Here is a 14082-nt window from a genome sequence, read left to right as displayed (position 1 = left end):
CAAAGCCGCAATCCCAGATCATAGAACGCGTCTCGTGGGCTCGGAGATGTGTATAAGAGACAGAGAAAGATGAACATTACAAACGAAAACATGATTTTAATTTGGCTTATACTTTTGGTTGCTTTTACCGTAGTTGAACTTGCTACAACCCAGCTTGTTTCCATTTGGTTTGCTGGAGGAAGTCTTGTTGCACTTATTTTAAATTTCAGCGGATTTCAGATTGTAACACAGGTTATAGTGTTTTTTGTTGTTTCGGTTGTTTTACTGCTTATCACTTATCCTTTATATCATAAATATATAAAAAAAGATATAGTTCATTTAAACGCAAACAGTTTAATAGGCGAAAATGGAGTTGTGATAGTTGAAATAAACAATATGGATGCAGTAGGACAGGTAAAGATAAAAGGACAAGTTTGGTCAGCGAAAAGTTTAAATGGTGAAATAATAAAAGAAAACAAAGAGGTTAAAGTCGAAAAAATAGAAGGTGTACATCTTATTGTAAAAAACATAGACTAAAGGAGGGATAAAAATGTTTGGTTTTATATTATTTGTACTACTTATAATTCTGCTTATGGCGCTTCTTATTGCAAACGTCAAAATCGTTGCACAGTCTTATGCTTATGTTATTGAAAGACTTGGTTCATATTATACAACATGGCAAACGGGACTTCATATTAAAATACCTTTTATCGAGGTTATTGCAAAGAAAGTTTCTTTAAAAGAACAAGTAATTGATTTCCCGCCACAACCGGTTATTACAAAAGATAACGTAACAATGCAGATTGATACTGTTGTTTATTTTCAAATAACAGACCCTAAACTTTATACTTACGGAGTTGAAAGACCTATTCAAGCTATTGAAGTTTTAACTGCAACAACTCTTAGAAATATAATAGGGGAAATGGAACTTGATGAAACATTAACAAGTCGTGACGTTGTAAATTCAAAACTTAGAGTTATTCTTGATGAAGCAACTGACCCTTGGGGAATTAAAGTAAACAGAGTTGAACTTAAAAACATTTTACCGCCAAGAGAAATACAAGACGCAATGGAAAAACAAATGAAAGCAGAAAGAGAAAGAAGAGAAAGTATTCTTAGAGCGGAAGGTGAAAAGAAAAGTGCAATTCTTATAGCAGAAGGTGAAAAAGAAGCTAAAATTCTTAGTGCAGAGGCTGCAAAAGAAGCTGCAATTTTACAAGCTGAAGCAGAAAAACAAAGTAAAATTAAAATTGCAGAAGGGGACGCTGAAGCTGTTATCAGAATTCAACAAGCAAATGCAGAAGGTATCAGAATGATTAACGAAGCAAAAGCAACAAAAGAATATCTTGCTTTAAAATCAATGGATACATTCAGCGAAGTTTCAAAAGGAAGAGCAACAAAGATTATTGTTCCTTCAGAAATTCAAAACTTATCAGGTCTTCTTGCATCACTTAAAGAAACAGTAGACGATGAAAACATTGATAAAAAATAAATAAAATAAGGTGATATGAATGGGAAAAAAAGTTCTTGTAATTAACGGTCCAAATTTGAACATGCTTGGAAGAAGAGAAAAGGATTTTTATGGGAGTGAAAATTATGAGTATCTTTGCAATATAATAAATAAAAAAGCGAAAGAGCTAGGATATAATGTTGAAATATATCAATCAAACAGTGAAGGAAGCATAATAACAAAAATCCAACAAGCACTAGATGAATTTGATGACATTATCATTAATCCTGCTGCTTATACTCATACATCCGTAGGGATACTTGATGCGTTAAAAATGTTTAAAGGTAAAATAATTGAAGTCCATATAAGTGATATAAGTGAAAGAGAAGAGTTCAGAAAGCTTTCATATGTATCTTATGTGGCAACCGATAGAGTAATAGGAAAAGGCCTTAACGGTTATCTTATTGCCATGGATTTACTATAAATTATAAAAAACAGTGCAAAAGCACTGTTTTTTTGTGAAAAAATTAAAAAATGTAAAAAATTTGCAACTTTTGTGAAAAAAGTATATTGTAGAGGTGAAGAAAACGTGTTATAATGGGGTTTCATTAGTATTTATAAAATTTTAGGGAGGAACATAATGTTCGAGAAATTATTTAAACTTAATGCTAAAGGAACAAACGTTAAAACTGAACTTATCGCTGGTTTAACAACTTTCCTTACTATGGCTTATATTTTAGGTGTTAACCCTGGAATGTTAGCAGAAACAGGAATGAATTTTCAATCAGTATTTTTGGCTACTGCCATTGCATCAGGTATAGCAAGTATTATTATGGGTTTACTTGCAAATTACCCAGTTGGATTAGCTCCTGGAATGGGTGTTAATGCTTTCTTTACATATACAGCTTGTTTAACTTTTGGATATACATGGCAAGAAGCTTTAGCAGCCGTTTTAATTTCAGGTATAATTTTCTTGATTATTTCTGTTACAGGAATTAGAAAAGCAATTATCAATTCTATTCCTAAAAACATGAAATTAGCTATTGGTGCAGGTATCGGATTCTTCATTGCATTTATCGGATTTAAAAATGCAGGTATTATTGTTGCTGATCCATCTACATATATTGCATTTGGTGATTTAACAAATCCAACTGTACTTCTTGCTTGTTTTGGTTTAATAGTAACTGTTGCACTACTTTGCAAAGGTGTTAATGCTGCAGTATTCTACGGAATGATTATCACTGCTGTTGTAGGTGTTGTTGCTGGATTATTTGGTGTAAGCGGAATGCCTGCACTTCCTCAAGGTATTGTTTCATTCGATTTTACAATGCCAAGTTTTGCAGGATGTTTTAGTGGTTTATCTACTTTATTTACAAAACCATCATTCATAATGATAATCTTCACATTCTTATTCATCGACTTCTTTGATACAGCAGGTACATTAGTTGCTGTTGGTAACAAAATCGGTTTAGTTGATGAAAATGGTGAAATGGAAAATATTGAAAAAGCTTTATTAGCAGATTCAATCGGTACATGTGTTGGTGCTGTTCTTGGTACATCAACAGTTACATCTTTCGTTGAATCAGGTTCTGGTGTTGCAGCAGGTGGTAGAACAGGTTTAACAGCTTGTACAACAGGTGTGTTATTCTTCTTATCAGTATTATTTATGCCACTTCTAACTGTTGTTAACTCAATTCAAGTTGGAGAATTATTCTTATCTCCAGTAACAAGTGCACCACTTATCATCGTTGGTGTTTTAATGGCTCAACAATTAAAAGAAATTGAATGGGAAGATATTGCAACTGCCGTTGCTGCATTCTTAACAATTATTACAATGGTTCTTTCTTACTCAATTTCAAATGGTATCGCTGTTGGTTTCCTTTTCTATGCAATATCTAAAGTATTTACAGGTAAAGCAAAAGAAATCAATGCAATTACATGGGTATTACTTGTTATATTTGTAATTTATCTTGCAATACTATAAGGATAATATATAAAAGACAGATACATTGTATCTGTCTTTTTTTATTAAATATAAAAATTATATTTTAGGTAGGATTAGAAAATCTTATAAATTAATTATATTTATATAAAGAAATGAACATATACATTCTTATTTTTAAAAGATTATAATTAATATAGTTAATAAATGATTCAATTATAATATATTAGATTATATAAGGTTTATATTAATATTTTTATTTCAAGCAGGTTATGCCTGCTTTTTTTATATTTTTAATATGTACTTTTATTCTTTTTTTCCAAATTTCTACATTCCGATTTTGATAATATCTTGTAGGTGAAAATAATATTGAGAGGTATAAAAATGAACTTTGAAATAACAATAAGAAACAATATTCTAATTGTTTCCATTTTGGGAGATTTAGACGATCATGTAACAAATGATATAAGAGAAAATATTGATTATGTATTATGCAAAAAAGAAATAAACCACCTTATTTTTGATTTAAGCAAAGTTACATTTATGGACTCTGCAGGTATAGGGTTATTTATGGGTAGATTTAGACAAATAAATAAGAGAAATGGAGAATGCGGTATTGTTACAAGAGATGAACAGATAATAAGAATACTTAGAATGTCGGGAATACTTTCAATTTTCGATTTATTTAAAACTTTACAGGAAGGAATAAACAAATATGAAAACAGGTAAAAACATAGAAAACTATTTAAATGTTCAGTTTAAAAGCATATCAGAAAACGAATCGTTGGCAAGGCTTATTATTTCAAGCTTTATTCTGTCTCTAAATCCATCAATGGAAGAATTAAACGATATAAAAACAAGTGTTTCAGAGGCTGTTACAAATTCTATAATACATGGTTATAACAATAAATCAAATAACCTTATAACAATGGAAGCATATATAAAAGAAAATGAAGTAACAATAAAAATAATAGATATAGGAATTGGGATAGAGGATATTAAAAAGGCAAAAGAACCTCTTTACACTTCAAAACCGGAGCTTGAAAGGTCAGGGCTTGGATTTACTATTATGGAAAGCTTTATGGACACACTTGAAATAGAATCTAGATATGGAGAAGGTACAAGTTTAATTATGAGCAAAAAAATATCTTCAAAGGATACATATCAAAATGAGTAACGAGTCTGTAAAAATAGATTATTTTTCAGATGAAGTAAAAGAACTTATAATAAATGCACAACAAGGTGATAAAAACGCTTTAGAAGAACTTACCATAATAAACACTCCGCTTATTAATTCAATATTAAAAAGATATTTATCTTATAATGTACAATATGAAGACTTGTTTCAAATAGGAGCAATAGGGTTAATTAAAGCAATAAAGAAATTTGATTTTTCTTTTTGTACAAAGTTTTCTACTTATGCGGTGTATGTAATAAACGGAGAATATAAAAGGTATTTTAGAGATGAAGGAATAATAAAAGTAGCAAGGAATTTAAAAACAATATATCTTAAATCAAGAAAAATAAGAGAAGAATATATAAAATTAAATGGTGAAGAACCTGATGTAAATTATTTAAGTGAAAAAATAGGTGTATCAAAAGAAGATTTAATTATGGCTTTTGAAGCTTGCAGACAGCCTGAATCATTTAATAAAGAACTGACAAACAAAGATAAAACAAAAGTCTTACTTATGGATAAAATTAAAGATGAAAAAGATAATAATGAAATGATTATAGAAAGGCTTGATCTTAAAAACGCAATAATGAGTTTAAATAAAAGAGACAGGCAGATAATTGTTTTAAGGTATTTTAAAAATAAAACACAAACACAAATTGCAGAAATTTTGGGACTTTCTCAAGTTCAGGTATCTAGACTAGAAAAGAAAATAATAGAAAATATGAAAAAAACTTTTGAAAATTAAATTTTTGAAAGTTTTTCTTTTTTTTGGGTAAAAATATAAATAAATTTATTTTTGGGAGAAAGATATGGAAACCAACGAAAAAAATATAAAACAATATAAAAAAATAGTTAAGGAAAATAAACCAAAGCCTAAGAAAAGTCATTTAATAATGTCATTTTTAGTAGGAGGATTTATTTGTATTATAGGACAAATAATAAATGATTTTTTTTCTATGAAAGGATTTTCTATGACTGAAGCATCAAATATGACATCTATTGTACTTGTATTTATCGGTTCTTTTTTAACCGGTATAGGTGTTTACGATAATATAGGGAAAAAAGCTGGAGCAGGTTCTATAGTTCCAATAACAGGCTTTGCGAATAGTGTTGTATCTTGTGCCATGGAATACAGCAAAGAAGGATATATTTTCGGAATGGCAGCAAATATGTTTAAAATTGCAGGTCCTGTTATTGTATTTGGGATTACATCAAGTTCTATCGTAGGGCTTATATATTTTATTTTAACGAGGTAGATAATGAGTAAAAAACTTGGAAAGCAAACTTATAAATTTGATAATTTAATATCAATTTCAGATACCAGATCCATAGTTGGACCAATGGAAGGAGAAGGTCCCTTAAGAAGTTATTTTAATGAAATTATTAAGGATGATTTACTTGGGCAGAATTCTTATGAAAAAGCAGAACATCAGATGTGCCTTAAAAATATTCTTGCACTGATGGAAAAGAACAATTTAAAACAAAGTGATATAGATATCTATATAGGCGGGGATTTATTAAATCAAATTATAACTACAAATCTTACTGCAAGAGATTTAAAAATTCCTTACTGGGGTGTTTATAACGCATGTTCAACTTTTGTAGAGGCTCTACAGACAGCTTCAACGCTTTTAGACGGCGACTTTATAGATACTGCTATAATAAGTGCTACAAGCCATTTTTCAACGGCAGAGAGACAGTATAGATACCCTTTGGAACTTGGAACTCAGTCTCCGCCTACTGCTCAAAGAACTGTTACGGGGAGCGGTTGTGTACTGTTAAATAAAAATGTAACAAATAAACCAATAATAACACATATGACAATAGGAAAAGTTATGGATTTTGAACAAAATGACCCAAATGATATGGGAAGCGCAATGGCTATTGCCGCTTGTGATACAATTATTACTCATTTAGAAGATATAGACAAATCACCACAAGATTACGATTTAATAATTACAGGTGATTTGGGTATTGTGGGATACAATATCGCCAAGGGCTTTTTAAGAAAAAAAGGAGTAAATATAGAAAATATATACAAAGACTGCGGAATGCTTATATACGACACAAGGAATCAAGATGTTGTAAGCGGAGGAAGCGGTGCAGGATGCAGTGCAAGCGTATTTTGTTCTTTTCTATACGATAAACTTTTAAAAAAAGAGTTAAACAATATTTTGCTTGTGGCAACAGGTGCTCTTTTAAGTCCTGTCTCTACGGGACAAAAGGAAAATATTCCTTGCATTGCACATGCAGTATCTATTGAAAATAAATATTAAAGGAGTTTTTATGGAATATTTAAACGTATTTATAACAGGTGGGATACTTTGTCTTATAGCACAAATTATAATGGATAATACAAAGCTTGTTTCTGGACAAATTCTTGTAATATATATAGTTATGGGTATTATTTTAACGGCTATTGGATTATATGAACCTATAGTACAATTTGGAAAGGCAGGAGCGACAGTTCCTTTAACAGGTTTTGGTTATTCTCTGGTAAAAGGAACCATTCTTCAGGTAAAACAAGACGGAATTATTGGAATATTAACAGGTCCTCTTACGGCTACGGCAGGAGGGATTACCGCAGCAATAATTTTTGGATATTTTTTTGCGTTTATTTTTTCTCCAAAAACAAAAAAATAAAAATCTTTTATTAACTTTACAAGTATTTTTTTTAAGTGCTGACATAAAATTTTAAAGAGGAAACAGGTGATAAAATGATATATAAATTTGAAAAATTTATAGTAAGTTTAATTGTTGTTTTAAGTATTTTATGTATTGGGCTTAATATTTTGGATAAAAACGAAATAATATCCACTGTAAGCAGTACTTCAAATGAACAGACAAAACTGGTAAATTCCAGTAATTATTTACAAGCAGGCGTAATAAAAATGTCTTTTAGTGAAAGTGACGGAGTAAAAATACTTGTAAACGGAGAAGAAGATTTTAATTATACTTTAAAAAATAATATAATGACTCTTGCCGTAAGCGATAAAGATGTTGTGGAAGTGGATCTTAGAAACTTTAAAGAAGATAAATTAAGTGTACTTGTATTAAAGGTTTCTGATAATATAAAATCTCCAATGGTTAATGAAAAGTACGAATTTAACAAAGGTATAAACAAACTTTTTAGCGTTAAAATATAATTAAATACTTGTTAAAATTAAAAAGATATTATATAATATTTTATAAGTATTTATCAGAATTTGAGGTTTACTAATGAGTAAAATAATAAATATAGCAATTGATGGACCTGCTGGATCAGGTAAAAGTACAATAGCAAAAATAATCGCGAAAAAACTTAATATTACTTATCTTGATACAGGTTCTATGTATAGAGCTTTTACTTATTATGCACTTGAAAACAATGTTGAAAGTGATGATAAGGAAAATATTATAAAACTTCTTGAAAACATTGATCTTGTACTTGATAAAGATGAAATTTTTGTAAACGGTAAAAACGTAACAAAAGAAATAAGATTTGAAAATATAGATAAAAACGTTTCTAAATACGCTGCAATAAAAGAAGTAAGAGAAAAAATGGTAAATATTCAAAGAGATATCTCAAAAGGCAAAAGCGTTATAATGGACGGAAGAGATATTGGAAGCGTTGTTCTTCCGGATGCAGAATTTAAGTTTTATATGGATGCATCAGCAGAAGAAAGAGCAAAAAGAAGATACCTTCAAAATATTGAAAGAGGAAAAGAAGTTCCATATGATGATATTTTAGAAGATATAAGATTAAGAGATGAAAACGACAAAAACAGAGAAGTTGACCCTCTTGTTATTTGTGAAGATGCAACAGTAATTGATACATCAGATATGACAATAGATGAAGTAGTTGATTTTATAATAAATAAAGTAAACGGTTAGTAGGTAGTGTATGTTATATGATTTTTTAAGACCAATAATAAAGGTTTTATGTAAAATTTTATATAAAGTCGAAGTAACAGGGCTGGAAAATCTTCCGAGTGAAGATGAAGGTTACATAATTTCAGGTAACCATATCCATATTTGGGACCCTGTTGTTATGGCTGTGCAAATTAAAGGAAGACATCTCCATTTTATGGCAAAAGATGTCTTATTTAAATCTAAATTTTTAAATTGGTTTTTACATAAAGTATATGCAATACCCGTTAGAAGAGAAGACAATGATATTGTTGCAATAAAAAGTGCAATAAAAGTTTTAAAGAATAAAGAAGTTTTGGGGCTTTTCCCTGAAGGAACAAGAAATAAAACAGACAAAAAAATGCTTGAACCAAAAGGCGGACTTGTTCTTTTGGCAACAAGAATGAAAGTTCCAGTTGTTCCTGTTGGAATAAGAGGTGAATATAAGTTCAGAAAACCTCTAATTATTAATTATGGAAAGCCTATATATTTAGATAAATATTACGGTAAAAAACTTACCAGTGAAGATTTTGTAGAAATATGCAAAAAAGAAATTTATCCTGAAATTATAAGATTAAAGGAAATATAAAATGAGTATAATAAAAGCAAAAAGTGCAGGTTACTGCTTCGGTGTAAATAAAGCTGTTGAAACAGCCTATGAAGCAAGTAAAAACAAGAATGAAAAAGTTTATACCCTTGGACCTTTAATACATAATGCATTTGTTACAAATGAATTAAAGGAAAAAGGTGTAGATATAATTGAAGACCTTGACAGTATAGAAAGCGGAACGGTTATAATTCGTTCTCACGGCGTTGGGAAAAGTGTATATGATAAGATTAAGGAAAAAAATCTAAAACTTATTGATGCAACTTGTCCTTATGTAAAATCTATTCAAAATAAGGTTGAAAAATATCATAATAAAGGGTATACTATAATAATTGTAGGAGATAAAAATCATCCCGAAGTTATAGGGGTTAACGGGTGGTGTGAGAACTCTGCTCATGTTATTTTCTCACTAGATGAAGCGAGAGAATTTAAAACAGATAACAGTGTTTGTATTGTTGCCCAAACTACAATTATTAAATCAATCTTTAATGATATAACAGATATTATTAAAGAAAATTGCGCAGATGTGGTAATTTTTAATACAATATGTAACGCCACAAGCGTAAGGCAGGAAGAAGCCAGTAAGATAGCATCAGAAGTTGACGCTATGGTAGTTGTTGGTGATACCCATAGCTCAAATACAAAGAAATTGGTTGAGATTAGTAAATCAAAATGCAAAAATGTTTTCTTTGTTGAAAAAGCTTCGGACTTGGACGATGCTATAAAGAAATATAAGAATATTGGACTAACGGCTGGAGCATCTACACCAACCCAGTTAATAGAGGAGGTAATTAATACTATGGACAACAACATGGTGGATAGTTTTGAAAAAAACATCGAAGAATCAATGAAAGAAATTAGAGAGGGAGACATCGTTGAAGGCGAAATCGTTGCTGTCGATCACAATGAAGTAACAATGAATATTGGTTACAAATCAGATGGAATTGTTAAAAAAGCTGATTATTTATATGACCTTATGGAAGACTTAACAACAAAAGCCGCTAAAGGTGATAAAGTTAAAGTTATGGTTATGAGAATGAATGACGGTACAGGGAACGTTTCATTATCTAAAATCAAAGTTGATGAACTTAGTGCTTTAGATGAAGCAAAAGATAAATTTGAAGCAAAAGAAACAGTTAGCGCTAAAATTACAAAAGTTGTAAAAGGCGGTTTAATTGTTGACTTAGGATTCATTAAAGCATTCATGCCTGCTTCTTACTATGATACAAAATTCATTAAAGATTTTGATAATTTACTTGGTAAAGAAGTTGAATGCAGAATCGTAGAATTTGATAAAAACAAAAACAAAATTATTGTTTCAAGAAGAATTCTTCTTGAAGAAGCTTACAAAGAAAGAAAAGCTAAAGAAAAAGAAGCTAAAGACGCAGCTATTGCTAATTTAGAAATCGGTAAAGTTGTTGAAGCTCCAATCAAAAACATTACAAACTTTGGTATGTTCATTGATTTAGACGGCGTAGACGGATTTATTCATATTTCTGATATCGCTTGGAAAAGAGTAAACAACATTAATGATTTATACAAAGTTGGCGACAGCGTAAAAGCTATTGTAACTGAACTTGATAAAGAAAGCTATAAAGTTAAATTAAGCGTTAAAGACTTAACAAAAGAACCATGGCAAGAATTTATTGAAAATTATACAGTAGGTCAAACAGTATCTGCTACAATTAAAAACACAACAAGCTTTGGTGCTTTTGCAGAAATTATTCCTGATGTTGAAGGTTTAATTCACATCTCTCAATTATCATACGACAGAGTAAACAAAGTTGAAGATGTTGTTAAAACTGGTGATAAAGTTAATGTTAAAATTATTGAAATTAACAAAGATAAAAGAAAAGTTTCTTTAAGCATTAAAGAAACAATGGATCCACCAAAAAGAAAAATTGAAAGAAACAAAGTTTATCATCAAGAAGATGGTAATGTAACTTTAGGTGATATCTTCGGTGACCTTTTAAAATCTGAATAGTATTAAATTTTCCCTGCACTTTATTTAGTGCGGGGATTTTTATTTAAAGGAGGAAAAAAATGAAAAAATTACAAATTGCCTTGGACGTAAAAAGCTTGGAGGAAAGTATCGAAATTGTAAAAGAATGTGAAGAGTATATCGATATAATTGAATTTGGAACCCCTCTTGCTTATAAATACGGAAGTGAGGGAATAAAAAAATTAAAAGAAACCTTTAAAGATAAAAAGATACTTGCGGATTTTAAGATTATGGATGCAGGTGCATTTGAAACAAAAATAGCTATTGATGCCGGTGCGGATATAGTAACTGTTCTTGCTGTAAGTGATAATCAAACAATAGAAGATTCTTTAGAAGAAGTAAAAAAAGCAGGGAAAGAACTTCTTGTTGATTTAATTTGCGTAGATAATTTAGAAGAAAGAGTTAAATATTTGGAAAGTATTGGAGTTGATTATATTTGTGTACATACGGGAGCTGATATACAAAAGAAAGGGGCAACTCCTCTTGATGATTTAATAAAAGTTAAAAGCTTAGTAAAAAATACAAAAGTTAGTGTTGCAGGCGGTGTCAAACTTGAAACATTAGAAGAAATAAATGCACAAAATCCTGATGTAATAATAGTTGGAGGCGGACTTGTAAATAGTTCTACACCAAAAGAAACTGCTAAGAAAATGAAAGAAATGATAAAATAACCTATATAATTTTTTAAGACAGGGAAAAATTTCCCTGTCTATTTTTTTATAATTGAAAAGTTTATAAATTTTGTTGTAAAATTGATATATAACTAGTTGAGGGTAATGTTATGAAAAACAATAGATATAGAATTTTTCTTATTTTAAAACTTCTTTATGAAAAAAGCGACGAAGAAAATCCATTAACAACAAAAGATATTTTTAGTTATTTGAAAGAACATGATATTAATATAGATAGAAAAACATTTAATGAAGATATATCTTTTTTGTCAGAAGTAATGGGATATGATATAATTTGTAAGAAAGGTTCTTCTAATAAGTATTTTATTGGTAATAGGTTATTTGAACTTTCAGAATTAAAAATGCTTATTGACGCCGTTTCTTCTTCTTTTTTTATTAGTAAAAAAAGAAGTAAAATAATAATTGATAAGCTTATGTATTTTTCTGCTCAGTGTCAAAGAGATGAATTAAAAAGAAATATTTATGTAACCGGAAAGACAAAAACGGATAATAACATAGTATATCTTATTGTAGATAATATTAATAAGGCCATAAATCAAAAAAAAATATCATTTAAGTATTATGATTTTAATAATCACAAAGAAAAGATATTTAGGAATAATGGTGAAGTATACATAATAAGTCCATATGCTCTATATTGGAATCAAGATAAATATTACGTTGTAGGTTATTCCGATAAAAGAAACGATGTAATTGCTTTTAGAGTAGATTTAATGGCTTGTACAAATGTATTAGAAGAAAAATCTGAACCAAAACCAAAAAATTTTAATATAAGTGATTATGGTAAAAAAATATTTAGTATGTTTTGGGGAAAAGAAACTGTAGTAGAGCTAAAGTGTCAGAATAATCTTATGAAATACGTATTAGAAAAAATGGGGAATGATATTGACATAATAGAAACAAATAATGAAACCTTTAACGTACGCGTAAAAGTTGGGATAAGTCCGACATTTTATGCTTGGATATTTCAATTTGCAGGAGGAATTAAAATTGTTTCACCTCAAAATGTTATTGATGACTTTAATAAAATGTTAAATCAAAATTATATAGGAGAGAACTTCACTAAATATTTATTTAGTGAAGTTATGTAAAAATGGAAAGTAAACTTATAAATGAATTTTTAAATACAAATAATATTTCTAAGGCATCAACTAAAGGGTATTTATATGACTTAAATACCTTTGTTTTATTTATGATGAAGAGAAACCATATTAATAATTTAGATAACGAAGCTGATAAAGATTTATTCTTAAACCTTAATAGTATCGATATGTATGCTTATGTTGCTTATTTAAAAAAAGAACTTAAAAATTCAGATAAAACTATCGCAAGAAAAATATCTGCAGTAAAAAACTTTTATAAGTTTCTTAATAAAAAATATGGTCTAAATAACGAAATAGTTTCGTTCAAATTTAGATATGATAATGATAGTTTAAATAAAGATGTTCTTTCTAATGAGCAGATAAATGATTTAATAGATTATGTAAAAAACATTGAACCGGAAAAGAATCAAATAATAATTTTTCTTATGTTATTTAATGGACTTACGGTTAAAGAAGTTCAAAACATAAAAACTGAAGATATATTTGATAATAATATCATAATAAACAAAAACAGTGAAAATGAAAGAATTGTTAAAATAAATGACGCTCTCAGAGCCATTTTAAGCCGTTTTTTATTTTTAAACGACCAACTATACCTGTTAAATAGTCCTTCAAATCCCGAAAAACCAATTTCAACAAGAAGAATACAAGAAATTGTTAAAAATGTGCTTAAGAGAATTGGAATTGAAGAAAAAGGAATAAGTAGTAATATTTTAAGGAATACTGCAGTAAAAATGTTAAAAGATTATAACAATGCAGGTTTTAATGAAATTAAATCATTCCTGGGACTAAAAACAGATAAACAAGTTGAAAGACATCTAAAAGATAAACAAGAAGAAATTGATATGAATAAAAATCCATTTAGTAAATTTTAAAATGGGATAGATATAAAATGGAATATATATTAAAAAGATAATAGAAAGTTAAAAAAAAAATAACATTATAAAGATATTAATGCTTAAAAGCCTTATAATCAAAGATTTTGAGAAGATGTGTAAAAATATGCTAAATTAATTATAAAATATAGTCAATTCTATGTTAAAGTTGTCTTTAGTGGAAAGTTGATTAAAAACTATTTATATTCCCTTTAGATATTTTATGTTAAATATTAAAAGAACAGTTAACTAAAACTGTTCTTTTTGATTTATAATACTTTTTTTTTAACAAAATATTTCAATTTGTATTTTTACTATTTTCAACTTTTTATACATATGTTTATTATGAAAATTATTTATATTATTT

The 14082-nt window shown here is 28.7% G+C and carries 17 protein-coding genes; all 17 read left to right on the top strand.

From position 1 onward, the window contains the following. Window positions 1-69 precede the first annotated feature (69 nt). The 17 genes from ACTQYZ_RS09640 to ACTQYZ_RS09560 all read left to right on the top strand — a co-directional run bounded on the left by ACTQYZ_RS09640 (window position 70) and on the right by ACTQYZ_RS09560 (window position 13715). Window positions 70-516 (top strand): NfeD family protein, encoded by a 447-nt coding sequence (locus ACTQYZ_RS09640; RefSeq protein WP_441021447.1) that lies wholly within the window; start codon window positions 70-72, stop codon window positions 514-516. Window positions 517-529: 13 nt separating this feature from the next. After that, entirely contained in the window at window positions 530-1471 is a 942-nt protein-coding gene (locus ACTQYZ_RS09635; protein WP_138268994.1) for an SPFH domain-containing protein, read from the top strand. Between the two features lie 19 nt (window positions 1472-1490). Then, a complete protein-coding gene (locus ACTQYZ_RS09630; RefSeq protein WP_441021448.1) occupies window positions 1491-1913 on the top strand; it encodes a type II 3-dehydroquinate dehydratase in 423 nt (140 codons plus the stop codon). A 156-nt stretch (window positions 1914-2069) separates the two neighbouring features. Further along, window positions 2070-3413, top strand: a complete 1344-nt coding sequence (locus ACTQYZ_RS09625; protein WP_441021449.1) for an NCS2 family permease — start codon at window positions 2070-2072, stop codon at window positions 3411-3413. Window positions 3414-3755: 342 nt separating this feature from the next. Further along, window positions 3756-4100, top strand: a complete 345-nt coding sequence (locus tag ACTQYZ_RS09620) for an STAS domain-containing protein (protein WP_441021450.1) — start codon at window positions 3756-3758, stop codon at window positions 4098-4100. After that, on the top strand, window positions 4087-4548 hold the full coding sequence (gene spoIIAB / locus ACTQYZ_RS09615; RefSeq protein ID WP_441021451.1) for an anti-sigma F factor: 462 nt from the start codon (window positions 4087-4089) through the stop codon (window positions 4546-4548). Before ACTQYZ_RS09620 ends, spoIIAB begins: the two co-directional genes overlap by 14 nt. Further along, the gene (locus ACTQYZ_RS09610) at window positions 4541-5293 is read left to right on the top strand and encodes a sigma-70 family RNA polymerase sigma factor (protein WP_441021452.1); all 753 of its coding nucleotides are present in this window, start codon (window positions 4541-4543) and stop codon (window positions 5291-5293) included. The genes spoIIAB and ACTQYZ_RS09610 overlap by 8 nt, the downstream gene beginning before the upstream one ends. 64 nt (window positions 5294-5357) lie before the next feature. Beyond that, a complete protein-coding gene (gene spoVAC / locus ACTQYZ_RS09605) occupies window positions 5358-5804 on the top strand; it encodes a stage V sporulation protein AC (RefSeq protein WP_253229301.1) in 447 nt (148 codons plus the stop codon). A gap of 3 nt (window positions 5805-5807) precedes the next feature. Then, window positions 5808-6824 (top strand): stage V sporulation protein AD, encoded by a 1017-nt coding sequence (spoVAD, locus tag ACTQYZ_RS09600; protein ID WP_441021454.1) that lies wholly within the window; start codon window positions 5808-5810, stop codon window positions 6822-6824. Between the two features lie 10 nt (window positions 6825-6834). After that, window positions 6835-7191 carry a stage V sporulation protein AE gene (gene spoVAE / locus ACTQYZ_RS09595; protein WP_253229300.1) on the top strand — a complete coding sequence of 119 codons (357 nt, stop codon included), beginning with the start codon at window positions 6835-6837 and terminating at the stop codon, window positions 7189-7191. Between the two features lie 74 nt (window positions 7192-7265). Continuing rightward, window positions 7266-7694, top strand: coding sequence for a hypothetical protein (locus tag ACTQYZ_RS09590; protein WP_253229299.1), 429 nt, complete (start codon window positions 7266-7268; stop codon window positions 7692-7694). Between the two features lie 73 nt (window positions 7695-7767). Continuing rightward, entirely contained in the window at window positions 7768-8421 is a 654-nt protein-coding gene (gene cmk / locus ACTQYZ_RS09585; protein ID WP_441021455.1) for a (d)CMP kinase, read from the top strand. A 10-nt stretch (window positions 8422-8431) separates the two neighbouring features. Next, window positions 8432-9025, top strand: a complete 594-nt coding sequence (locus ACTQYZ_RS09580; protein ID WP_441021457.1) for a lysophospholipid acyltransferase family protein — start codon at window positions 8432-8434, stop codon at window positions 9023-9025. Window position 9026: 1 nt separating this feature from the next. Further along, window positions 9027-11027: a bifunctional 4-hydroxy-3-methylbut-2-enyl diphosphate reductase/30S ribosomal protein S1 gene (locus ACTQYZ_RS09575; protein WP_441021458.1), complete on the top strand. Its 2001-nt coding sequence runs from the start codon at window positions 9027-9029 to the stop codon at window positions 11025-11027. A gap of 59 nt (window positions 11028-11086) precedes the next feature. Then, window positions 11087-11716, top strand: coding sequence for a 3-hexulose-6-phosphate synthase (hxlA, locus tag ACTQYZ_RS09570; RefSeq protein WP_441021459.1), 630 nt, complete (start codon window positions 11087-11089; stop codon window positions 11714-11716). A gap of 110 nt (window positions 11717-11826) precedes the next feature. Beyond that, window positions 11827-12828: a helix-turn-helix transcriptional regulator gene (locus tag ACTQYZ_RS09565; RefSeq protein WP_441416504.1), complete on the top strand. Its 1002-nt coding sequence runs from the start codon at window positions 11827-11829 to the stop codon at window positions 12826-12828. A 2-nt stretch (window positions 12829-12830) separates the two neighbouring features. Next, window positions 12831-13715, top strand: a complete 885-nt coding sequence (locus ACTQYZ_RS09560) for a tyrosine-type recombinase/integrase (RefSeq protein WP_441021462.1) — start codon at window positions 12831-12833, stop codon at window positions 13713-13715. The last annotated feature ends 367 nt before the right edge of the window (window positions 13716-14082 follow it).

This window comes from Anaerofustis sp. LCP19S3_F7, from assembly GCF_052119445.1.
In the GTDB taxonomy this organism is placed as follows: domain Bacteria; phylum Bacillota; class Clostridia; order Eubacteriales; family Anaerofustaceae; genus Anaerofustis; species Anaerofustis butyriciformans.
Note: the sequence above shows the minus strand (reverse complement) of the source record. Positions and strands in the feature narration are given on the sequence as shown.